We start from the raw sequence: 22,089 nt of genomic DNA on the forward strand, positions 1-22,089 counted from the left end.
CGGTCATTCTCGAATGAGTACGCGCATCGCCTGCGAGACGGCTGCGTCGAGCCGGCTCGCGGCGTCCGTGCCCTTGCCCAGGACGCGCAGCCCTTGGAGCACGGTGAGCAGGAATCGCGCCAGTGTCGCCGGGTCGCTGCCCTCGGGGAGTTCGTCCTGGGTCTTGGCGCGTTCGAGCGCCATCGTCAGTGCGACTTCGAGGGTGTCCCAGCTGCGCTCCACGATCCGGGCGACCGCCGGATCGCGGGGGAGCAGCTCGATCGCCGCGTTGACGACGAAGCAGCCGATGGGCCCGTCTTCTCCCAGGATGTCCGCGACATAACCGTCGAGCAGCTGCCGTACCGCGGTCACGCCCGAGCCCGGTTTCGCCAGCTCGGACATGACCCGCGTGTCGGTCCGCTCGGCGTAGCGCTTCAACGCCGTCACGTAGAAGTCGTGCTTCGTGCCGAAGGTCGCATACAGGCTCGCCTTGGCGACGCCGAGGTGCGTGACGAGGTCGCTGACCGACGTCGCTTCGTAGCCCTGACGCCGGAAGAGCGCGAGTGCGACGTCGCAGGCTTCGTCGACGTCGAACTCCTTGACCCGGGACATGATCGAAACCCTACTCGTATCGAGAACGATCGGTCAAATAAACGGGCCGCGGTGTGTCGCCTCCGATGACGGCCTGTGCGGTGGCACGATGGCTGATCTGACCGGCCGGAGGGGGTGAGCGATGCAAGACCTGACGCTGCCGCCGACCGTCGTCGCCACCCACCTGCGCTCCTGCGCCGAAGAGCTCGCCGCGAGCCTGCGCTGCGGCGGCCCGGGCGCCACGACCACTGAGCTGACCGATGTCGTCGCGCACCTGGTCGCGGGTCAGGAAGCCATCTCCCACGCGCTGGCCGGCCTCGCCGCCCGCGTCGAAGGCGGTGCGAACGCGCTCGCCGCCGCCCCGCCGCTGGACGTCGAGGTCGTCACCGAGGTGCTCCGCGAGGCGGCCATCGCCGCTCGCTGCGCCGCCGAAGCGCTCGACGAGGTCACGCCGTCGTTCGAATGTGTGAGCGAATCCGTCGCGCCTGACACCCGTTTGTAGCTGTCGGGGCGCGCGGCCGCCTGTCTAGCCTGGAGCTGCGGAGGTGGCTCGCATGCGCGCGATGTGGATGGGCACGATCGGGTTCGGCAGTTACGCCATTCCGGTGAAGGCGTACAGCGCCACCGAGGACCGCGAGATCCCGCTGCACCAGGTGCACGAGGCCGACGGTGGCCGCGTCCGGGTGAAGCGGGTGTGCGAGGTCGACGGCGCCGAGGTGCCGCCCGAGCAGATGGTCCGCGGGTACGTCGTGCCCGGCGGCGACGTCGTGCTGCTGTCGGACCACGAGCTCGCGTCCCTCCCGATGCCCGGCCGCACGATCGCCATCCGCGGCTTCGCGCCCATCGCCGACGTCGACCCGATCTGGTTCGCGAAGAGCTACTACCTCGAGCCGGAGCCGGCGGGCACGAAGCCGTACGTGCTGTTCAGCGAGGCGCTGCAGCAGTCCGGACGGACCGCTCTGGTCACGGTCGCGCTGCGCCGCCGCGAGACGCTCGGCGCGCTGCGCGTGCGCGACCAGGTGATCGTGCTGGAGACGATGCGGTGGCCGGACGAGGTGCGCACGCCCGACTTCCCGTTCCGGCACGCCGACATCGACATCCGGCCCGGCGAGCTGCGGCGCGCGGTGAACCTCGTCGAGGAGCTGACCGGCGAGTTCGACCCCGGCCGCTACCCCGACCGTTACCGCGAGGCCTTCCAGGCGTTGGTCCAGGCGAAGATCGACGGCGCCGAGGTCGTCCAGCCGACGGCCGCGGCGCAGGCGGAGGGCGTCACGCGGCTGCTGGCGGCTCTGCAGGAGACGGCGTCCGAAGCCGAGGACTCGCGCAACGCGGCCGTCGCGAAGGCGAAGGCCGCCGCGTCGAGGGCGGCGAAGGCGCGTACGACGGCGAAGCGGGCCGCGACGCGCACGAAGACGCCTTGAGTATTACTACCCACGGGTAATTGAGGGTTCTCCCACTGCTGCCCGGGTGCTCCGGCGCGGCAAACTTCGTTCTGCCGGCGGATACCGGATCGCCGGCGAGGGGGGAGGGAACCGGACGGCCCCTGGGGAGGTGAGCCGTCTGGGGACCTGGGTTCCGGGGCGGGCCGACGGAGGAGCGGTCCGTGCCCGGAACCCGTGTCGCACCGCGGGGAGGCGGCGCGAACGATGGGGGTGTCTTGAAAGCCGCCGTGGAGGGATCGAGGGGTCTCCACGGCGGCTTTCAGGCGTCCGCGACCCGGAGCATCAGCTCCGAAGCCAGTTTCAGCAGCTGTCGTTCGGTCGGCGACAACGTCGTCTCGATGGCGCCGGCCAGCCAGCGCTCCCGGCGGACGCTGTACTCGCGCAGCACCGCCAGACCCGCCGGCGTGATGCTCACCAGCGAACGGCGCCCGTCCTGCGGATCCGGCGAGCGCGTCACCAGCTCGCGCTCGGTCACCCACGCGAGGATCCGGGTCAGCGACTGCGGCTGCAGCCGCTCGGCCTCGGCCAGCTCGGTCGGCGTGTGCGTGCCCGCCCGGTAGAGGCGGCTCAGCACCGCCAGCACCGCCGGGCCCGGGCCGTTCAGGTCCCGCTCCGCGCGCATCCGCCAGTTCAGCCGCCCGACGCCTTCGCGCACCCGCCACGCCAGGTCGGCCAGCTCGGGATCCGCGCTGACGGGCGCGGCGACGTCGGGTTCGGGCTGCATGCCCCCAGGTTAGGCGGTTCCCCGGACCAGCCGGGCATAACGCCCGTCGCGCGCCAGCAGCTCCTCGTGCGTCCCGCGTTCGACGATCCGGCCCTCGTGCAGCACCACGATCTGGTCGGCGTGCTCCACAGTGGACAACCGGTGCGCGATCGTCAGCGTCGTGCGGCCCGCGGCGAGCCGGTCGAGCTCGGCCTGCACCGAGCGTTCCGTGCGGGTGTCGAGCGCGCTGGTCGCCTCGTCGAGGATGAGCACCGGCGGGTTGCGCAGCAGGATCCGCGCGATCGCCATCCGCTGCTTCTCGCCGCCGGAGAAGCGGTAGCCGCGCTGGCCGACGACGGTGTCGTACCCCTCGGGCAGCCCGGCCAGGGTGTCGTGGATGTGCGCGGCCTTCGCGGCCGCCTCGATCTCCTCGTCGGTCGCGTCCGGCTTCGCGAAGCGCAGGTTCTCCCGGACGGTGTCGTGGAAGAGGTAGGTCTCCTGCGACACCATCCCGACGCCCGCCGCGAGCGATGCCAGGGTGACGTCGCGGATGTCGGTGCCGTCGATCTCCACGGACCCGTCGCTCACCTCGTACAGCCGCGCCACCAGGTACGCGAGCGTCGTCTTGCCGGAGCCGGTCGAGCCGACCAGCGCCGTCGTGGTCCCGGCCGGGACGTCGAGGTCGATGTCGTGCAGTGTCAGCGGGCCTTCGTCGTCGTACCTGAAGGAGACCCCGCGCATCGAGACGTCGCCGCGGCGCACCTCCAGCGTGCCCGCGCCCGGCTTGTCGCTGATCTCCACCGGCAGGTCCAGTACCTCGAAGATCCGCCCGAACAGCGCCTTCGACGTCGCCACGTTCTGCCCGATCGTCTGCATCGCGCTCGCCGGCGCGACCAGCCGGTTGAGCATGCTGGTGAACGCCACGACCGTGCCGAGCGAGATCGGGGACGCCCCGCCCGCCAGCGCCAGCCCGGCGATCCAGTAGACCAGCGCCGGGATCACGGTCAGGCTCATCGCCCGCGAAGCGAGCTGCCAGCGCCCGGCCAGCGCCGCCGCGCGTTCCAGCGACGCGATCTCCCGCGACTCGGCGCCGAACCTCTCGCGCATCGCCCGTTCGTTGCCCATCGTCTTGGCGAGCAGCACGCCGGTGACCGACAGGGACTCCTCGACCATCGTCGTCAGCCGGGCCATCCGCCGGGTCCGGCCGCGCGCCAGCGTCCGCCGCTTCTTGCCCAGCCGGAGCGTGAACAGCAGGAACAGCGGGACGACGATCAGCGAGAGGGCCGCGAGCTGCCAGTCGAGCGCGAACAGCGCCACGGTGATGGCGATCGTCGTGGTCGCGTTCTGCACCATCGACCCGGCGGTCGTGGTGATGACGTTGTCGACGCCGCCGATGTCGTTGAACACCCGCGAGAGCACTTCCCCGCTCTTCGTCCGGGTGAAGAAGCCCAGGGACATCCGCTGCAGGTGGCCGTAGACGGTGACGCGCAGCTCGTTCATCACCCGCTGGCCGATGGTGTTGGACAGCCCGGTCGTGGCGACGCCGAGGGAGCCGCTGCCGACCGCGCAGGCGATCATCCCCGCGGCCAGGACGCTGATCAGGAGCGTGTCGCGGTGCGGGAGCGCGTCGTCGAGGATCTCGCGCAGCAGGAAGGGCGAGACGACGCCGAGGCCGGCCTGGAGCACGATCAGAGCGAACAGCGCGCCGAGCGGCCCGCGGTGCGGGCGGAACAGGCCGGCGATCCGCCGGAAGGGGACCGGTTCGTCGGTGTCGGCGGCCGGTTCGGCGAGCGACGGCCGGGGTCTGGTCGCGGAAGTCATACACGTATGTTTACCGAATCCGGCGGCGCTGGCTAGCGAATATCCGCACTTAAAGCCATCTTTACCTCAGTGTCGCGCGCGAAGTAATACACCTCTGTGTACTAATTGCGTGCGCGACCTGCGCGTACCCGTGAGGCGGGCGAGCCGGAGCGACTACCCTCGGGAGGGCCGGCCTCGTCCGGCGCGCCACTCTCGACCCAGCTGGAGCGTGCACACCCGTGTTCGACACCCTGTCCGATCGGCTCACCGCCGCCCTGCAGACGCTCACGCGCAAGGGCAAGCTGTCCGACGCCGACATCGACGCCACCGCGCGCGAGATCCGCATCGCGCTGCTGGAGGCCGACGTCGCCCTCGGCGTGGTCAAGACCTTCATCGCGAAGATCAAGGAGCGGGCGAAGGGCGCCGAGGTCTCCCAGGCGCTCAACCCCGCGCAGCAGGTCATCAAGATCGTCAACGAGGAGCTCGTCGGCATCCTCGGCGGCGAGACGCGCCGGCTGAACCTCGCGAAGAACCCGCCGACCGTGATCATGCTCGCCGGCCTCCAGGGCGCCGGCAAGACGACGCTCGCGGGCAAGCTCGCGCTGTGGCTGAAGAAGCAGGGCCACGCGCCGCTGCTGGTCGCCTGCGACCTCCAGCGCCCGAACGCCGTCACGCAGCTGCAGGTCGTCGGCGAGCGCGCCGGGGTCGTCACGTTCGCTCCCGAGCCGGGCAACGGCGTCGGCGACCCGGTCGACGTCGCCCGCCGGGCCATCGCCGAGGCCAAGCGCGCGCAGCACGACGTCGTCGTGGTCGACACCGCGGGCCGCCTGGGGGTCGACGAAGAGCTGATGAAGCAGGCCGCGGACATCCGCGACGCCGTCCAGCCGGACGAGACGCTGTTCGTCGTCGACGCGATGATCGGCCAGGACGCCGTGACCACCGCGGAGGCGTTCCGCGACGGCGTCGGCTTCTCCGGCGTCGTGCTCACCAAGCTCGACGGCGACGCCCGCGGTGGTGCCGCGCTGAGCGTCCGCGAGGTCACCGGCCAGCCGATCCTCTTCGCCTCCAACGGCGAGAAGCTCGAGGACTTCGACACCTTCCACCCGGACCGGATGGCGTCGCGGATCCTCGGCATGGGTGACGTGCTGACCCTGATCGAGCAGGCCGAGCAGGCCTTCGACCAGGACCAGGCCGAGAAGGCCGCGGAGAAGCTGTCGAGCGGCCAGCTCACCCTGGAGGACTTCCTCGAGCAGATGCTCGCGGTCCGCAAGATGGGCCCGATCGGCAACCTGCTCGGCATGCTCCCGGGCGCCGGCCAGATGAAGGACCAGCTCGCCCAGGTCGACGACAAGCACCTGGACAAGCTGCAGGCGATCATCCGCGGCATGACGCCCGCCGAGCGCGACAACCCGAAGATGATCAACGGATCGCGCCGGCTGCGCATCGCCAACGGCTCCGGCGTCTCCGTCCGCGAGGTCAACGACCTGGTCAACCGGTTCTTCGAGGCTCGCAAGATGATGGCCCAGATGGCCGGCCGGTTCGGCTTCGGCGGCGGGGGCGGCTCCAAGACGCGCAAGGGCAAGAAGGGCAAGAAGGGCCGCGGCCCGACGCAGCCCAAGGTCCGCGGCGGCTTCCCCGGCGGCATGCCGATGCTGCCCCCGGGCGGGCAGATGCCGGGCGGCATGCCCGACCTCTCGCAGCTGGGCGGCATGAACGACGTCCCGGGCTTCGACCCGTCGAAGTTCAAGCTGCCGAAGAACCCCAAGGACAATTGAGCACCGCGCTCCACGCCGCCGGGGTGGTCCTGCCCGGCGGCGAGTCCCGGGACCTCTGGATCACCGGCGGCCGGATCTCGTTCGAGCCGGTGCCGGACGCCGAGACGCTGGGCCGGGACGTCTTCCTCGTGCCCGGCCTGGTCGACGCGCACTGCCACCCCGGCATCGGCGTCGGCGGGCCCGTCTCGCTGGAAGAGGCTGCCGAGCAGGCCTTGGCCGACCGGGCCGCGGGCACGCTGCTGATCCGCGACTGCGGCCTGCCGATCGACGTCCGGCCGCTGCAGGAGCGGGCCGACCTGCCGACGATCATCCGCGCCGGGCGCCATCTGGCGCTGGCCAAGCGCTACGTCCCCGGCCTCGGCGTCGAGCTGGACGACCCGGCGCAGCTGCCCGAGGCGGTCGCCGAGCAGGCCGAGGACGGCGACGGCTGGGTCAAGCTGGTCGGCGACTGGATCGACCGCGGCGCGGGTGACCTCGCGCCGCTGTGGCCGGACGACGTCCTGGCCGAAGCCGTCAAGGTCGCGCACGACCACGGCGCCCGCGTCACCGCGCACGTGTTCGGCGAAGCCGCGCTGCCCGGGCTGATCGCGGCCGGCATCGACTGCCTCGAGCACGGCACCGGACTGAGCGCCGATCAGCTCGCCGAAATGGCGCGCAACGACGTCGCGCTGGTCCCGACGCTGATCAACATCGACAACTTCCCGGGTATCGCGGACAAGGCCGGCAAGTACCCGGCGTACGCGGACCACATGCGGGCCCTGCACGCCGGCGTCGGCGAGATGGTCGCCACGGCCATCGAAGCGGGCGTACGCGTCTTCGCCGGCAGCGATGCCGGTGGCATGGTCGAGCACGGCCGGCTCGTCGACGAGATCGAGGCGCTGCACCGCGCGGGCATGACCCGCGAGGCGGCGCTGGCGAGCGCGTCCTGGGCGGCGCGCGACTGGCTCGGTCACCCGGGCATCGCCGACGGCGCGCCCGCCGACCTGCTCGTCTACGCGAGCGATCCGCGCGAGGACCTGGGTGTCCTGCGGCACCCGGAGCACATCGTGCTCGGTGGCGTCGTCTTCGCGTAGACCCCCGCCGATTTCCTTGCGGGGTCGGCACTTTAGCGTTGGGGCCGTGACGGACGACGACGGCGCACGGCGCGTGCTGGGGGCGCACTGGTGCTTCGCGGCGTTCTTCGCGGGCATCGCCGGCTACTACCTGATCAACCTCGTCATCGCCGCGGCGGTCAACCGCAACGTCGGCGAGTTCGACCCCCTCGAGCTGCACGACATCGGCCCGCTGCTGCTCCTGGCGTTCGTGCCCAACCTGCTGCTCGGCCTCGGGCCGGCGGTGGGTTCGTGGCGCTGGGGCGAGGGCCTGCGGGCCGACTTCGGGCTCAAGCCGACGTGGCGCGACGTCCGGATCGGCCTCGCCTGCGGCGCGCTCGCGCTGGTCGTCGGCTACGGCCTCAACCTGGTGCTGATCGCCGTCTACGGCGCCGACGACGTCTCGGACAGCCCACTGAGCGACCTCGCCGACACCTTCGACGGCGACACCGTCTGGCTGGTGCTCGCCGCGGTGATCGTGATCGCCGGCGCGCCGATCACGGAGGAGCTGCTGGTCCGCGGCACGCTGTGGAACGCGCTGCAGTTCCATCGGGTCCCGCCGTGGGTGGTGCTCCTGCTCACCTCGCTGGTGTTCGCCCAGCTGCACGGCGAGCCGACCCGCACGATCGCCTTGTTCGGCCAGGGCATCGCGATCGGCCTGGCCCGGCACCTGTCCGGCCGGGTGAGCGCCGGGGTGATCGCGCACGCCGCCAACAACCTGCCGCCGGCGGTCCTGCTGTTCGTCGCGCACTGAACCGGCTGCGAAGATCGTGGACAGTAGTCGGACGGATACTGTGTGATCACTTTCCGGCCGCTACGCTCGACGTAGGAGCCGAGCGACCGCGGAGGGCAAGGCGTGACCACTTCCCAGCCCGGGGACCCGGCTTCCGACGCGCCGCCGTTCCCCGAGCCCGAAGAGCCCGCCGCGACGGTGTTCCTGCCGCCCGAGCGGCGGCACCGGTGGGGCTTCGGGGCGTTCCTGCTCGTCGAAGCCGTGCTGCTGTCCTCGGCCGCGTTCGTGTCGGTGCTGGTCGGCGACACCGGTCCGGGCCCGCTGCCGATCCGGGTCGTGCTGCTCGGCACCATGCTGCCGACGATGATCGCGGCCGGCGTCGCGGTGCTGATCACGTACCTGCGGGGCAACGGGCCCGTCATCGACCTGCGGCTCGAGTGGCGCTGGGCCGACGTGAAGACCGGCTTCCGGTTCGGCTGCGTCGGGCTCGTCTTCACCACCGTCGGCGCCTACCTCTGGACGCAGCTGGTCGGCAACGCCAACGCGACGTCGGCGATCAGCGCGCTGGTCGAGGACCGGAAGATGTCGATCTCGGCGGCCATCGTGATGTTCGTCTACCTGTGGCTGCTCGGGCCGATCTGCGAAGAGATCATCTACCGCGGCCTGCTCTGGGGCGCCGCCGAACAGCTGCAGTGGCGCAGCGAGCGCTGGGGCCGCGTCGCGGCGTTCCTGCTGTGCACGGCGGTGTTCGCGGCCAGCCACCTCGAGCCGCTGCGCACCACGTTGCTGCTGGTCATCGCGGTGCCGATCGGACTGGCGCGGCTCGTCACCGGGCGGCTGCCGGCGAGCATCGTCGCGCACCAGGTGAACAACTTCCTGCCGGCGCTCACCATCCTGCTCGGGGCGCTCGGAGTGGCCTCTTTCTGAGCCTCTTTCCCGGTGCGCCGGGGCCGTCTGGCAGAATGGCACATTGCCTGCTTCCGCCGGACCCTCTCACCGTGCGAAAGCTCCTGACCTTCGGGTGCCCGCGACCGTGTCCCCACTCGGCCCGCGTGCGCCCAGCCCAGCACCAGAGAGATTCGAGGAGAACCCACACCCGTGGCCGTCAAGATCAAGCTGCAGCGCCTCGGCAAGATCCGTGCGCCGTACTACCGCATCATCGTCGCCGACGCGCGCACCCGCCGGGACGGCAAGGCCATCGAGACGATCGGCAAGTACCACCCGAAGGAAGAGCCGAGCCTGATCGAGGTCGTCTCCGAGCGCGCCCAGTACTGGCTGGGTGTCGGCGCGCTGCCGACCGAGCCGGTCCAGCGCCTGCTCGAGATCACCGGTGACTGGCAGAAGTTCAAGGGCCTGCCGGGCGCCGAGGGCACCCTGAAGGTGGCCGAGCCGAAGCCGTCCAAGCAGGACCTGTTCAACGCGGCCCTGGCCGCGGCCGGCGAGGAGCCCTCCACCGAGGCCACCACGCCGAAGAAGAAGTCCGCCCCCAAGAAGGCCGAGGCCGAGAAGGCCGAAGCCACCGAGGGTGAGAAGGCCGAGTGAGCTTTCTGGCTGACTCCCTCGAGCACCTGGTGCGCGGAATCGTCGACAACCCGGACGAGGTCCGGGTCGAGCTGCTGACCACGCGCCGTGGCCGGACGCTCGAGGTGCACGTGCACCCCGACGACCTCGGCAAGGTGATCGGCCGGGGTGGTCGCACGGCGACCGCCCTGCGCACCGTCATGGGTGGCATCGGTGGCCGCGGCGTCCGCGTGGACGTCGTCGACACCGACCGCTGAGACCTGTTTCGGAACCCATCATGGACGTTGTCGTCGGTCGCATCGCCAAGGCGCACGGAATCCGCGGGGAGCTCGCGGTGGACGTGCGCACGGACTCGCCCGACCAGCGGTTCAAGATCGGCGCTGTCGTCACGACGAAGCTGCGTGACGGCAGCAAGAGGGACCTCACCATCGCAGCCGCCCGCGAACACAGCGGGCGGCTGCTGGTGCGTTTCGAGGAGGTCCTGACCCGCGACGTCGCCGAGACGCTGCGAGGTGCCCTCCTACTCGCCGACACCGACACGCTGCCGCCCACCGGCGATCCCGAGGAGTTCTACGACCACGAGCTGGCCGGCCTCCGCGCCGAACTGCTCGACGGGACGGTCGTGGGCAAGGTCGTCGAGGTCGTCCACTCGCCCGCGGGCGAGTTGCTGGAGCTCGACGTCGAGGGCCGCGAGGTGCTGGTGCCGTTCGTCCTCGCGATCGTCCCCACCGTGGACATCGCGGGCGGCCGGGTCGTGCTCGACCCGCCGGAAGGCCTGCTGGACGCATGAAGCCCGGGAAGATCGCGGCTGCCGCGGTGCTCGCCCCGCCCGCGCACGCCGCGACCCACGGCGACTTTTCGCTGATGTTCCAGCGCAGCGGCAACGGCACCTGCTACGCCGAGCGCGTGACCGGCGAATCGCTCTGCGAGGGCGGCAGTTGCACGCCGATCCCGTCGCACGGCGGGCAGCAGCACTACGTCCGGTGGCACGCCGAGGCCACCGAGTACCGGAACTGGTGACCGCTTGCGCATCGACGTCGTCACGATCTTCCCCGAGTACCTCGACCCGCTGCGCGCCGCGCTGCTGGGCCGGGCGATCGACCGCGGCCTGATCGAGGTCGGCGTGCACGACCTGCGGGACTGGACCCACGACGTCCACCGCGCGGTCGACGACGCGCCGTACGGCGGCGGGCCCGGCATGGTGATGAAACCGCAGATCTGGGGCCCGGCGCTGGACGACGTCTGCCGTCCGGAGACCCGGCTGGTCGTGCCGACCCCGGCCGGGCGGCCGTTCACCCAGGAGCTCGCGCACGCCTACGCCGAGGAGAAGCACCTGGTCTTCGCGTGCGGCCGGTACGAGGGCATCGACCAGCGCGTCGTCGACGACGCCGCCCGCCGGATGCCGGTCGACGAGGTGTCGATCGGCGACTACGTCCTGGTCGGCGGCGAGGCGGCGGTGCTCGTCATCGTCGAGGCCGTCGTCCGGCTGCTGCCCGGCGTGCTGGGCAACGCGCGGTCCGCGGCCGAGGACTCGTTCTCCGACGGCCTGCTCGAAGGGCCGAGCTACACCCGTCCGGAGGTCTGGCGGGACTTGGCGGTGCCCGAGGTCCTGCGGTCCGGCAACCACGCGCTGATCGACCGCTGGCGGCGCGACCAGGCCCTGGAACGCACCGCCCACCGCCGCCCGGATCTCCTGGCGGCACTGCCGGAAGGCAGCCTCGACAAGCACGATCGCGGGGTCCTGGAGGGCTTGGACCCCGAGCAGGCGTAGGGGGCCGGTGCTTCCGCCGGAACCCGGTCTGTAATACTTGACAGGTTGGCGTGAGTGGACCTCGTCGTCCATGAGCCCGCCATCAGCCCCCTTGGGTCGCCCGCAGCTTCACCGTTGCGCGCCGTGCGGCCATCGGGGACGTGTACGCAAGCCATACGAAGACGAGGACGGACCACCGATGAACACCCTGGACGCGCTGGACAAGCAGTCACTGCGTTCCGACATCCCGGCCTTCCGCCCGGGCGACACGCTCAAGGTGCACGTCCGCGTCATCGAGGGCAACCGCGAGCGCAACCAGGTCTTCCAGGGCGTCGTGATCCGGCGTCAGGGCGGCGGCATCCGGGAGACCTTCACCGTTCGCAAGGTCTCCTTCGGCGTCGGCGTGGAGCGCACCTTCCCGGTGCACTCGCCGAACGTGGCCGAGGTCGAGGTCCACAAGCGCGGTGACGTGCGGCGCGCGAAGCTGTACTACCTGCGCGACCTGCGCGGCAAGAAGGCCAAGATCAAGGAGCGCCGCGAGAACCGCGAGACGGCCTCGGCTAACTGAGTCACAACCCGGTTACCGGTAGCCTGACGACGTGGCCGAACCCGTGTCCCAGAACGCTCCTGAGGATGACCCCGATCGCTCCGAGGAGGACCAGCCCAGGCGGTCCCGCTCCGAGGAGCGCGGGGGATCCCGACGGCGGCGAGCCAAGCCCGCCAAGAAACGGTCGTTCTGGAAGGAACTGCCGATCCTGCTCGTGATCGCCCTGGTGCTCACGATCTTGATCCAGACGTTCCTCGCGAAGGTCTTCATGATCCCCTCGGGGTCCATGGAGGCCACCCTGCACGGTTGCCCCGGGTGCACCGGTGACCGGATCCTCGTCGACCGGGTCACCTACGACTTCACCGAGCCCTCGCCGGGTGACGTGATCGTGTTCAAGGGTCCGCCGGCGTGGGTCAACAACGAGATCGCCCCGCAGGAGTCGAGCAACATCGTCGTCCAGGGTCTGCGTGGTCTCGGCTCGCTGGTCGGGTTCGCCCCGCCGGACGAGCGCGACTTCGTCAAGCGCGTGATCGCGGTCGGCGGCCAGACCGTCCAGTGCTGCGACACGCAGGGCCGGGTCGTCGTGGACGGCAAGGGGCTCGACGAGCCGTACGTCCACTGGGAAGACCCGTCCAACCAGACGGAGCACACCTTCGAACCGGTCAAGGTCCCCGCGGGGACGGTCTGGGTCATGGGCGACAACCGCAACAACTCCGACGACTCCCGGTTCCAGGGCGGCGGCGGCGTGAACGGCGCGGTCCCGGTGGACAACATCATCGGCAAGGCGCGGATCATCGTCCTGCCGCCGGGCCGGTGGGGTGGCATCACCGACCACAACCCGCAGGAAGCGGCCCAGCCGGTGGCGCTCGGCGCGCCGGCGTGGCAGAGCGGCGTCCCGCTCGGGGCCGGCATCGCGGCGGCCTGGCCGGCGCTCTTCGTCGGGCGCAAGCTCAAGTCCGGAGTACGCCGGGCGGCCGGGCGGAAACGCTAGCCACCCCGATCCGTGCCGGCAGACGGGTGATCCAGCCTTGACTCTTCCCGTTCCCCTCACCGCGGCCGAGCCGATCCGGCCGCCGCGGGCCGTGGTGCGCGGCGACCTCTTCTGGGGTCTGCAGGGCGCCCTCGACCGCCGTGGCCTCGGCCCGGTCGCCGGTGTGGACGAAGCCGGCGCCGGGGCGTGCGCGGGGCCACTCGTGGTCGCGGCGTGCGTGCTCAAGCAGGGCGACGCGGCGAAGCTGACCGAGCTGACGGACTCCAAGCTGATGACGGCCAAGGCGCGCGACCGGGTCTACGACGTGGTCCTCGCCCGGGCCGTCGACTACTCCGTGATCGTCATCCCCACCGCGGAGGTCGACCTCTACGGCATCCGGGTGATGAACCTGGAAGGCATGCGGCGCGCCGCGACGGCGCTGCGCGTGTCCCCGGGCTACATCCTCACCGATGGCTTCCGGGTCCCGGGCCTCACGGCCCCGAACGCGGCGGTGATCAAGGGCGACCGTTCGGTGGCGTGCATCGCGGCCGCGTCGGTGCTGGCGAAGGTGACGCGCGACCGCATCATGGCGGGCCACCACGACGACCTCCCGCACTACGGTTTCGACGTGCACAAGGGTTACAGCACGTCCGACCACCTGGCGGCGCTGCGCGAGCACGGCCCCAGCGACGTCCACCGCTGGTCGTACACGAACGTCGCGACGGTGGCCATCAAGCACGGCGTGCGGCCCGCGCGGCCGGTCCTGCTGACCTACGCGGCGCTGGAAAAGGCCATGGAAGCCGGCGCCGGCGCGGGGCTCGCCGCGGTCCTCGACGAGGCACTCGAGCCACAACTCAGCCTGCCGCTGCATGCCCCGGCCGCGGGTGTGGGTCACAATGAACGCTCCGCCGGCGGAGCAGCAGCACGATCCCGAGGAGGGGCGCGGATTTCATGAGCGCAGAGGATCTCGAGAAGTACGAGACCGAGATGGAGCTCTCGCTGTACCGCGAGTACCGCGACATAGTGAGTCAGTTCTCGTACGTGGTGGAGACCGAGCGGCGGTTCTACCTGGCGAACGCGGTCGACGTCCAGGTCCGTGACGGCGGCGGCGAGGTGTACTTCGAGGTCCGCATGTCCGACGCGTGGGTCTGGGACATGTACCGCCCGGCCCGCTTCGTCAAGCACGTCCGCGTCATCACGTTCAAGGACGTCAACGTCGAGGAGCTCGACAAGCCGGACCTCCGGCTGCCCGAAGACGGCCCGTTCTCGGGCTGAGCTGGTCTTTCACCCGCGCCGGTTCGTCCTGGACGAGCCGGCGCGGTTCGTTTGCGTGATCTTTCAGCGCCCTAGCACGGCGGGCCGACAGTTCGGGCCGTTCCGCCGCGTTCCGTGGACCGGTTGTCCACATACCCCCGGTTGTCCACAGTCCGGCGATCCCGCTCTGGTTTCGCCGCCCCGCCCCCTGGCATCGTCGAACGCACACGCACCGTGATCGCCGGGACCGCCCCGGTGACCGGCGCACCGACGAGGGGGCGAACACGATGACGGGCACCGACCAGCTCGCAAGACACCGCCGCGACCTGGGCGCGTGGGGCGAAGACCTCGCCGCCCGGCACCTGCAGGACCGCGGCCTCGTCCTGCTCGGCCGCAACTGGCGCTGCCGCGAAGGCGAGATCGACCTCATCCTCACCGACCGCACCCGCGTCGTGTTCTGCGAGGTCAAGACCCGCACCGGCACCGAGTTCGGCCTGCCGTCGGAGACCGTCACGGAAGAGAAGGCCGGCCGCGTGCGCCGAGCCGCCCAGCGCTGGCTGCGCGAGTTCCGGATCGGCTGGTGCCCGGTCCGCTACGACGTCGTGACGATCCTCGCCGAGCCCGGCACGCGCCCCCGCCTCCAGCACATCGAGGCGGCGTTCTGATGCCCATCGCCAAAGCCTGGTCGGCGACGCTCCTGGGCATCGACGGCCGGATCATCGAGATCGAAGCCGACCTGGGTGGCGGGTTGAGCCGCGTCACGCTCGTCGGGCTCCCGGACGCCGGACTTCGCGAGGCGAAAGATCGTGTCCGTTCGGCGGTGCGCAACTCCGGGCAGCCTTGGCCCGACGGGAAGGTGACCCTGGGCCTCTCTCCCGCGAACTTGCCGAAGGTCGGCTCGGCCTACGACCTGGGCATCGCGGTGGCTGTCCTCGCCGCGCAAGGGGCTGTCCCGGCGACGCGGCTGCTCGGGACGGTGCTGCTGGGCGAACTCGCCTTGGACGGCCGGATCCGCGCGGTCCGGGGAGTCCTCCCCGGCTTGCTCGCCGCGCGCATGGCGGGTTACGAACGAGCCGTGGTGCCGGCGGACTCCCTCGCCGAAGGGGCGCTCGTGGACGGCATCGACGTCGTAGGCGCCCTTCACCTACGCGATCTCGTGGCCTGGCTCAGGGGCGAAGCCGACTTGGCGCGTCCGGAACCGCCGGGTCCGGCGCCGGTACCCGAGGTACCGGACCTGGCCGACGTCGTCGGCCAGCCCGAGGCTCGCTGGGCCCTGGAGGTCGCTGCCGCGGGCGGGCACCACCTGTTGCTCACCGGGCCGCCCGGAGTGGGCAAGACGATGCTGGCGAAACGGCTGCCCAGCCTGCTGCCCCGGTTGTCGCAGGAGGAGTCGCTGGAGGTCACCGCGGTCCATTCGGTCGACGGCTCGTTGTCGAAGGCCTCGCCGTTGGTCGTGGTGCCGCCGTTCGTAGCCCCGCACTATTCGATCTCCATCGCGGCACTGATCGGCGGTGGCAGCGGAATCGCGTCGCCGGGCGCGATCAGCCGGGCCCACCGGGGCGTGTTGTTTCTCGACGAAGTTTGCGAGTTCGGCGCGCAGTGTCTCGAATCGCTGCGGACCGTGCTCGAAGAGGGCGAGGTGCGCATCGCCCGGGTCAAGGGCTCGATCACCTACCCGGCGCGGTTCCAGCTCGTGCTGGCCAGCAATCCCTGTGCGTGCGCGCCACCGAAAGACGCCGACTGCGTGTGCTCGCCGACGGCCCGGCGTCGCTACCTCGGCCGGCTCTCCGGACCGCTGCTCGATCGCGTCGACCTGCGGGTGCGGTTACGGCCGCTGAGCGCGATCAGCGCGCACGACACCGGGGCGGCCGAATCGTCGGAAGCCGTCCGCGGACGAGTGCTCGAGGCTCGTAGACGTGCGGCGCGCCGATGGCGTGAGCACGGCTGGCTATCCAACTCGGAGGTGCCCGGACCGACGCTGCGGCGCCAGTTCGCCTTGGCCAACGAAGCCACAACCCTGCTCGATCGCGCCATGGAACGCGGAGCCTTGAGCGGCCGAGGAGCCGATAGGTGTTTGCGGATCGCATGGACATTGGCCGACCTGGACGGCGAGAAACGCCCTGGAACCGACCAGGTCAGCTCGGCGCTCGCCTTCCGAGAGCGGGTGGCGGCATGAGCCCGGAGGAGTCGCGCCCCGCGGCGGTCGGCAGCGTGAATCCGGACGAGTCCGGTTGTGCTCCGCGCGACGGTCTGAGTCCCGACGAACCACCCCCTTCCGCGGCCAGCATGAGCCCCGACGAGCTGCGCCGGGCCCGGGCCTATCTCCTGCGGGTGGCCGAACCCCCGGCCCCGGCACTGGTCGCCTTCGTGGCCCATCTCGGTCCGATCGACGCGGCCGCCCGGGTCCGCCGAGGCGACTGTCCGCCCGAAGTGCTCAAGGCGACCGAAGCGCGCCGCGGGTACGACCTCGTCGACCAGGACTTCGCGCGAGCCGCCGCGGCCGGTGCCCGGCTGGTCGTTCCCGAGGACGACGAATGGCCCGCCTGGCCACTGCTCGCCCTCGATCTCGCGGCCCGGCGCGGCGTGACCGAAGCCGTCGCTCCGCTGGCGCTCTGGGTCTCCGGCGACGTCGCGCTCGGCACCGCCGCCGATCGCGCCGTCGCCGTGGTCGGGGCGCGGGCGGCCACCGAGTACGGCGAGCACCACGCCGCCGAGTTGTCGTACGGGCTGGCCAGCCGGGGCGTCCCGGTGTTCTCGGGTGCGGCCTACGGCATCGACGGCGCCGCCCACCGCGGTGCGCTCGCCGCCGAAGGGGTCACCGTCGCGGTGCTCGGCTGCGCCGTCGACGCGGGTTATCCGGCGGGCCACGTCGGGCTGCTGAACCGGATCGTCCGCAACGGCGGCGCGGTCGTCAGCGAGTACCCGCCCGGCACGCCGCCGGCCCGGCACCGCTTCCTCGTCCGCAACCGGCTCATCGCCGCGCTCACCGAGGGCACCTTGGTCGTCGAGGCCGGACGCCGCAGCGGCGCCCGCAACACCGCGAGCACCGCCGGTGCCCTCGGCAAGGTGGTGATGGCGGTGCCGGGGCCCATCTCGTCCGGGATGTCCGTCGGCTGCCACGAGCTGATCCGCGACGCCCGGGCGACGCTCGTCTCGACGGTCGACGAGGTTCTCGAGGCCGTGGGCCACTTCGGCGTCGCCGAGGACCAGGCCGCGCGGCCGAAACGGCCCACCGACCGGCTGGGCCCCGAGGCGTTGCGGGCGTACGAGGCGCTCGCCGCGCGCGCAGACCGGTCAGACTCCGAAATCGCGGCCGAATCCGGGCTCCCGCTGCGGAAAGTACGGGCGTTGCTGCCCGCGCTGGAGATCGACGGATTCGCCGTCCGCGGGGAAGCGGGGTGGCGACGACGGAGGGAAAGCGCGTGAACCCCACGAATTCCGGGCGAAATCGTCGAAAGTGTTCGGCCGGTCCGGTGGGTCCGCGTGGCGATCCTTGACCGAGGGCGGTTGTTCGCGCAGCGTGACATCCATGCCGTCGCCATCACGCTCCGGCCGGGGCCGCCGCCCGGACCTGCGCGCGCTCCGGGCCGGGCTGCCCGAGCCGGTCCAGGCCGTTGTCACGGCCTACGAACGGCACCTCGGGCTGGAACGGGGCCTGTCGGCGCACACCGTCCGGGCGTACATCGGCGACGCGGTGTCGCTGCTGGGGTTCGTCGTCGACGGCGGCGGTGGGCTCGCGGAACTGGACCTTGCCCGGCTGCGGGCGTGGCTCGCCGCCCAGCAGTCCGGCGGGGCGAGCCGGACGACGCTCGCGCGGCGCGCCGCCTCGGCGCGGACGTTCACCGCCTGGGCGCACCGCACCGGCGTCCTCGCGACCGACCCGGGCGTGCGGCTCGCCGCCCCGCGGGCGCACCGCACCCTGCCGGGGGTGCTGCGTGCCGCACAGGCGGGGGAGGTCATGCGGGCGTCGGCGGCCGGCGCGGCCCAACGTGATCCTGTCGCGCTGCGTGATCGCGCGATGGTCGAGCTGCTCTATGCCACCGGCATCCGCGTGTCCGAGTTGTGCGGGTTGGACGTCGGCGAGGCCGATTTCTCCCGTCGTGTCGTGACGGTGCTCGGCAAGGGCGGCAAGGAACGCGTGGTGCCGTTCGGCGTCCCGGCGGCGGAAGCGCTGGACGACTGGATCACCGGCGGGCGGCCGAAGATCGTCGCGGAAACCGCCGGTGAAGGTGTCGAACCCGCGCTTTTCCTCGGTGTGCGGGGAAAACGTGTCGACCCGCGTGCGGTGCGGCGCGTGGTGCACGACGCCGTCACGGCGGTGCCCGGAACGGCCGACATGGGGCCCCACGGCCTGCGGCATTCGGCCGCGACGCATCTGCTGGAGGGGGGTGCCGATCTCAGGAGCGTTCAGGAACTGCTTGGTCACGCTACGCTTGCCACGACGCAGCTCTACACTCATGTGACCGTCGACCGGTTGAAAGCGATCCATGACCGAGCGCACCCCAGGGCCTGAGGCGGCCCGGGGAGTCTCGCCGGGGTCGTCACCAGCGGGCCCGGCGGCGCACGCGCATCCGCACGAGCACGGAGACGACACTGAGCCGCATGCCGAGAACGACTGTGCAATGACCGCAGGACCGCACGTGACCGACGCCACCGGAGTGACCACTCGCGGTGACGCCGCCGTGCCCGCGGAAACGCGGGCCGCCTACGACGTCGACGCCGGGATCGCGGCGCTGTGGCGGCAGTTCGCCGACAGCCCCGACCAGTCGTCGCGCGATCGGCTCGTGCTGCACTACGCCCCGCTGGTCAAGTACGTCGCGGGCCGGGTCGGTACCGGCCTGCCGACTCACGTCGACGTGGGCGACCTCGTGCAGTCCGGCATCTTCGGGCTGGTCGACGCGATCGAGAAGTTCGACCCCGAGCGCGGCCTGCGCTTCGAGACGTACGCGATGCAGCGCATTCGCGGCGCGATCCTCGACGACCTCCGTTCGCAGGACTGGGTGCCGCGCGCCGTCCGCAGCAAGGCCAAGGAGGCCGAGCGCGCGATGGAGCGCCTCGGCGCCCGCCTGAACCGCACGCCGACCGACGCGGAGCTCGCCGCCGAGCTCGGCATCGGCCTCGACGACCTGCGCGACTTCTACGGTCAGCTGCAGCTCACCAGCGTTGTCGCGCTGGAGGACCTGGTGGCCGCGGGCAAGGACAGCGGCTCGCTGGTCGACACGCTGCCCGACGACGACGCCGTCGACCCGGTCGCGGTGCTCGTCGACCAGGACAACCGCCGCCAGCTCGCGCAGGCCATCGGGCAGCTGACCGAGCGCGACAAGATCGTGGTCAGCCTCTACTACTTCGAGAGCCTGACCCTCGCCGAGATCGGCAAGGTCCTCGGCGTCACGGAGTCGCGGGTCAGCCAGCTGCACACGCGGGCGGTCATGCGGCTGCGCGCCAAGCTGGTCGAGCAGACCGGCTCCTGATCACGGACCACCTCCCCACGGCTTGAGCCGGAACTCGCCCACCTCACCGGTCAGGGCGAGGGGATCGACGTACTCGTCGCCGCGCCGCACGCCCCAGTGCAGGCAGGCGGCGATCGCGCAGCCGGGGTGCCCGGCCAGGACGGACCCGAGCACCTGCCCCCGGTAGACCTGATCCCCGACGGCCACCTTCGGCTCGACGGGCTCGTAGGTGGTGCGCAGGCCACCGTCGTGGTCGACGGAGATCACGGGCCGCCCGGCCACGAGCCCGGCGAAGACGACAACACCGGCATCGGCGGCCAGCACCTCCTGCGCGGGCACGGCGGCCAGGTCGACGCCGCGGTGCCCGGCGCCGTAGGGCGTTTCCGGGGCGTCGAAGTATTTCGTGACCCCCGGATCGGGTGACAACGGCCAGGACAGCCGCGCTTGCCGCACCGCTCGCGGATCGCCGGCCGGGAGCTGGAGTTCGGCGAACGTGCGGGAGGCCGGCCAGGCCGGGCTCGCCATGAGCGCGGTGGCCCAGGCTTCGGTCGACGGCGATCCGGCGACTTCCGGAGTGGCTGCCCGGGGCCCAGATGCCGAGCCGGCTGGTGCGGGCTCCGCGGGCTCGAGTGCGGGTGGGCGGGGACCCGCTGCGGGCGTGGCCGACCGGAGGGTCGTTGCCGATTCGCCGGGTGCAGTCAGCTTCGAGTCTGCCCGCGGCAGCGCGGGTGAGGGCTCGAGATCGCCCGCTGGGGGTGGCGGTGTCGGTGGGGGTCCGACGTTGCCCGCCCATGGCGGCGCAGGTGGTGGGTCGAGGTCGCCCGCCCGTAGCGGCGCGGATGAGGGCTCGAGATCGCTTGTCTGTGGCGGCGCGGGTGACCTGAGGTCGCCTGCTCGTGGCGGCGCGGATGAGGACTCGAGATCGCTTGTCTGTGGCGGCGCGGGTGACCTGAGGTCGCCTGCTCGTGGCGGCACGGGTGGCGGTCCGAGGTCGCCCGTCTGGGCGGCAGGTATCCCCAGCCCCAGCGTCGCTACCACACCCGATCGGGCGGCCCCACCACCGACCGCCGCACCCGATCCGGCCGACCACGCCACCGCCGCAGGCTCTGAAGTCCAAGCACCGAACACCCCCGTAAAACCCACCGTGACCAGGGCGATCACGGCCAAATCACGACCCGCCACCCACCATCGGAAACCGCTGATCAACTTCACCTCTCCAGCCTGCGGCACCGGAGACCGCCGCGGGGAGGGGAAGCTGAATCTGTGGACAACCGGACCCGATGTGGACAACTCCGTCCGTCCGCGGCCGCCGGTGGGGGAGGGGCTGGTGGCAGGGGGTAGAATCTTTTCCGCGGTCCACGTGAGTGGGCTGACTTCGCGTGCACGTGCGCGATCCCCGGCGGAATTTCGGCCGGCGAGTCGCACGATGTCCGGCGGTCCCTGGGGTTCCTCACTCCTCAGGGTCCGGACACCGCCACGGGCACCAGGGCGAGCGGCCACCCGGCCGCGAGCGACAAAACCGAGTAGCGCGTGACCGGCGGACCGCCGCGAACGCGCACGACACAGAAGAGGTTGATTCCGGCAATGGCCGTCGTCACCATGAAGCAGCTGCTCGACAGCGGCGTGCACTTCGGGCACCAGACTCGTCGGTGGAACCCGAAGATGAAGCGCTACATCTTCACCGAGCGCAATGGCATCTACATCATCGACCTGCAGCAGACGCTGACCTACATCGACCGCGCCTTCGAGTTCATCAAGGAAACCGTCGCGCACGGTGGCACGATCATGTTCGTCGGCACCAAGAAGCAGGCTCAGGAAGCCATCGCGGCCGAAGCCTCCCGCGTGGGCATGCCCTACGTGAACCAGCGCTGGCTCGGCGGCATGCTGACCAACTTCCAGACCGTGCACAAGCGTCTCCTTCGCCTCAAGGAGCTCGAGTCGCGCGAGCAGACCGGCGGCTTCGAAGGTCTCACCAAGCGCGAGATCCTGACGCTGACCCGCGAGAAGGACAAGCTCGAGAAGACCCTCGGCGGTATCCGCGACATGGCCAAGGTGCCGAGCATCGTGTGGATCGTCGACACGAAGAAGGAGCACATCGCCGTCGGCGAGGCTCGGAAGCTGAACATCCCGGTCGTCGCGATCCTGGACACCAACTGCGACCCGGACGAGGTCGACTACCCGATCCCGGGCAACGACGACGCGATCCGCTCGGCCGCTCTGCTGACCAAGGTCGTCGCCGAGGCCGCGGCCGCCGGTCTCATGCAGCGCTCCAGCCGCAACGGTGCCTCCGCGGACACGAAGCCGGAGCCGGGTGTCGCCACGGACGAGCCGCTGGCCGAGTGGGAGAAGGAGCTGCTCGCCGGCTCCGAGACCGCCGCCGCCGACGCGACCGAGGCCGCCGCTGCCGTCGAGGCTCCGGTCGAGACGCCGGCCGAGGCCCCCGCCGAGCAGGCCACCGCCTCCTCCTGATGCACCGCTGCCCG

Annotated in this window: 25 protein-coding genes; 21 read left to right on the forward strand and 4 right to left on the reverse strand. The window is 71.4% G+C overall.

The genetic code is table 11. From position 1 onward, the window contains the following. Positions 1-3: 3 nt before the first annotated feature. Complete coding sequence (locus tag AB0M59_RS40275; protein ID WP_364626301.1) at positions 4-591, reverse strand: TetR/AcrR family transcriptional regulator; 588 nt, start codon at positions 589-591, stop codon at positions 4-6. A gap of 121 nt (positions 592-712) precedes the next feature. On the opposite strand from AB0M59_RS40275, the gene AB0M59_RS40280 reads away from it, so the two are divergent. Then, positions 713-1,072, forward strand: coding sequence for a hypothetical protein (locus AB0M59_RS40280; RefSeq protein ID WP_364626304.1), 360 nt, complete (start codon positions 713-715; stop codon positions 1,070-1,072). 52 nt (positions 1,073-1,124) lie between these two features. Further along, on the forward strand, positions 1,125-1,991 hold the full coding sequence (locus AB0M59_RS40285) for a Ku protein (RefSeq protein ID WP_364626306.1): 867 nt from the start codon (positions 1,125-1,127) through the stop codon (positions 1,989-1,991). A 280-nt stretch (positions 1,992-2,271) separates the two neighbouring features. Here AB0M59_RS40285 and AB0M59_RS40290 read toward each other — a convergent pair whose 3' ends face one another. Together AB0M59_RS40290 and AB0M59_RS40295 are read right to left on the reverse strand one after the other, a co-directional pair. Next, positions 2,272-2,736 carry a MarR family transcriptional regulator gene (locus tag AB0M59_RS40290; protein ID WP_364626309.1) on the reverse strand — a complete coding sequence of 155 codons (465 nt, stop codon included), beginning with the start codon at positions 2,734-2,736 and terminating at the stop codon, positions 2,272-2,274. Positions 2,737-2,745: 9 nt separating this feature from the next. Next, positions 2,746-4,536, reverse strand: a complete 1,791-nt coding sequence (locus tag AB0M59_RS40295; RefSeq protein WP_364626312.1) for an ABC transporter ATP-binding protein — start codon at positions 4,534-4,536, stop codon at positions 2,746-2,748. Between the two features lie 218 nt (positions 4,537-4,754). Between AB0M59_RS40295 and ffh the strand changes: the two genes are divergently transcribed. From ffh to AB0M59_RS40385, 18 genes are all read left to right on the forward strand, one after another. Then, the gene (gene ffh, locus AB0M59_RS40300; RefSeq protein ID WP_364626314.1) at positions 4,755-6,290 is read left to right on the forward strand and encodes a signal recognition particle protein; all 1,536 of its coding nucleotides are present in this window, start codon (positions 4,755-4,757) and stop codon (positions 6,288-6,290) included. Continuing rightward, positions 6,287-7,363 (forward strand): amidohydrolase family protein, encoded by a 1,077-nt coding sequence (locus AB0M59_RS40305; RefSeq protein ID WP_364626317.1) that lies wholly within the window; start codon positions 6,287-6,289, stop codon positions 7,361-7,363. The genes ffh and AB0M59_RS40305 overlap by 4 nt, the downstream gene beginning before the upstream one ends. Before the next feature lie 46 nt (positions 7,364-7,409). Next, the gene (locus tag AB0M59_RS40310; RefSeq protein ID WP_364626320.1) at positions 7,410-8,135 is read left to right on the forward strand and encodes a type II CAAX endopeptidase family protein; all 726 of its coding nucleotides are present in this window, start codon (positions 7,410-7,412) and stop codon (positions 8,133-8,135) included. 102 nt (positions 8,136-8,237) lie between these two features. Further along, on the forward strand, positions 8,238-9,041 hold the full coding sequence (locus AB0M59_RS40315; protein ID WP_364626323.1) for a type II CAAX endopeptidase family protein: 804 nt from the start codon (positions 8,238-8,240) through the stop codon (positions 9,039-9,041). Positions 9,042-9,212: 171 nt separating this feature from the next. Continuing rightward, the gene (gene rpsP / locus AB0M59_RS40320; RefSeq protein ID WP_364626326.1) at positions 9,213-9,656 is read left to right on the forward strand and encodes a 30S ribosomal protein S16; all 444 of its coding nucleotides are present in this window, start codon (positions 9,213-9,215) and stop codon (positions 9,654-9,656) included. Continuing rightward, positions 9,653-9,892 carry an RNA-binding protein gene (locus AB0M59_RS40325; RefSeq protein WP_003103110.1) on the forward strand — a complete coding sequence of 80 codons (240 nt, stop codon included), beginning with the start codon at positions 9,653-9,655 and terminating at the stop codon, positions 9,890-9,892. Before rpsP ends, AB0M59_RS40325 begins: the two co-directional genes overlap by 4 nt. Before the next feature lie 20 nt (positions 9,893-9,912). After that, the gene (gene rimM, locus AB0M59_RS40330; RefSeq protein ID WP_364626329.1) at positions 9,913-10,425 is read left to right on the forward strand and encodes a ribosome maturation factor RimM; all 513 of its coding nucleotides are present in this window, start codon (positions 9,913-9,915) and stop codon (positions 10,423-10,425) included. Next, positions 10,422-10,655: a hypothetical protein gene (locus tag AB0M59_RS40335; protein ID WP_364626332.1), complete on the forward strand. Its 234-nt coding sequence runs from the start codon at positions 10,422-10,424 to the stop codon at positions 10,653-10,655. Before rimM ends, AB0M59_RS40335 begins: the two co-directional genes overlap by 4 nt. A 4-nt stretch (positions 10,656-10,659) precedes the next feature. Next, complete coding sequence (gene trmD, locus AB0M59_RS40340) at positions 10,660-11,406, forward strand: tRNA (guanosine(37)-N1)-methyltransferase TrmD (protein WP_364626335.1); 747 nt, start codon at positions 10,660-10,662, stop codon at positions 11,404-11,406. Between the two features lie 178 nt (positions 11,407-11,584). Beyond that, positions 11,585-11,953: a 50S ribosomal protein L19 gene (rplS, locus tag AB0M59_RS40345; protein WP_155545319.1), complete on the forward strand. Its 369-nt coding sequence runs from the start codon at positions 11,585-11,587 to the stop codon at positions 11,951-11,953. 31 nt (positions 11,954-11,984) lie between these two features. Further along, complete coding sequence (lepB, locus tag AB0M59_RS40350) at positions 11,985-12,923, forward strand: signal peptidase I (RefSeq protein WP_364626337.1); 939 nt, start codon at positions 11,985-11,987, stop codon at positions 12,921-12,923. Between the two features lie 91 nt (positions 12,924-13,014). After that, the gene (locus AB0M59_RS40355; protein ID WP_364626468.1) at positions 13,015-13,857 is read left to right on the forward strand and encodes a ribonuclease HII; all 843 of its coding nucleotides are present in this window, start codon (positions 13,015-13,017) and stop codon (positions 13,855-13,857) included. Continuing rightward, complete coding sequence (locus AB0M59_RS40360; RefSeq protein ID WP_091297407.1) at positions 13,854-14,177, forward strand: DUF2469 domain-containing protein; 324 nt, start codon at positions 13,854-13,856, stop codon at positions 14,175-14,177. Before AB0M59_RS40355 ends, AB0M59_RS40360 begins: the two co-directional genes overlap by 4 nt. 266 nt (positions 14,178-14,443) lie before the next feature. Continuing rightward, on the forward strand, positions 14,444-14,821 hold the full coding sequence (locus tag AB0M59_RS40365; RefSeq protein WP_364626341.1) for a YraN family protein: 378 nt from the start codon (positions 14,444-14,446) through the stop codon (positions 14,819-14,821). After that, positions 14,821-16,332, forward strand: a complete 1,512-nt coding sequence (locus AB0M59_RS40370) for a YifB family Mg chelatase-like AAA ATPase (RefSeq protein WP_364626343.1) — start codon at positions 14,821-14,823, stop codon at positions 16,330-16,332. The genes AB0M59_RS40365 and AB0M59_RS40370 overlap by 1 nt, the downstream gene beginning before the upstream one ends. A gap of 110 nt (positions 16,333-16,442) precedes the next feature. Continuing rightward, positions 16,443-17,582, forward strand: a complete 1,140-nt coding sequence (gene dprA, locus AB0M59_RS40375; protein ID WP_364626346.1) for a DNA-processing protein DprA — start codon at positions 16,443-16,445, stop codon at positions 17,580-17,582. A gap of 103 nt (positions 17,583-17,685) precedes the next feature. After that, complete coding sequence (locus AB0M59_RS40380; RefSeq protein ID WP_364626471.1) at positions 17,686-18,669, forward strand: tyrosine recombinase XerC; 984 nt, start codon at positions 17,686-17,688, stop codon at positions 18,667-18,669. A 109-nt stretch (positions 18,670-18,778) separates the two neighbouring features. Next, positions 18,779-19,627 (forward strand): FliA/WhiG family RNA polymerase sigma factor, encoded by an 849-nt coding sequence (locus AB0M59_RS40385; RefSeq protein WP_364626349.1) that lies wholly within the window; start codon positions 18,779-18,781, stop codon positions 19,625-19,627. Here the strand turns inward: AB0M59_RS40385 and AB0M59_RS40390 are convergent, their stop codons facing one another. After that, a complete protein-coding gene (locus AB0M59_RS40390) occupies positions 19,628-20,131 on the reverse strand; it encodes a M23 family metallopeptidase (RefSeq protein ID WP_364626352.1) in 504 nt (167 codons plus the stop codon). It lies immediately after the preceding gene. A 1,059-nt stretch (positions 20,132-21,190) separates the two neighbouring features. Here AB0M59_RS40390 and rpsB point away from each other — a divergent pair. Beyond that, the gene (gene rpsB, locus AB0M59_RS40395; protein ID WP_364626355.1) at positions 21,191-22,075 is read left to right on the forward strand and encodes a 30S ribosomal protein S2; all 885 of its coding nucleotides are present in this window, start codon (positions 21,191-21,193) and stop codon (positions 22,073-22,075) included. Positions 22,076-22,089 lie beyond the last annotated feature (14 nt).

This window comes from Amycolatopsis sp. NPDC051371, from assembly GCF_040682155.1.
In the GTDB taxonomy this organism is placed as follows: Bacteria; Actinomycetota; Actinomycetes; order Mycobacteriales; family Pseudonocardiaceae; genus Amycolatopsis.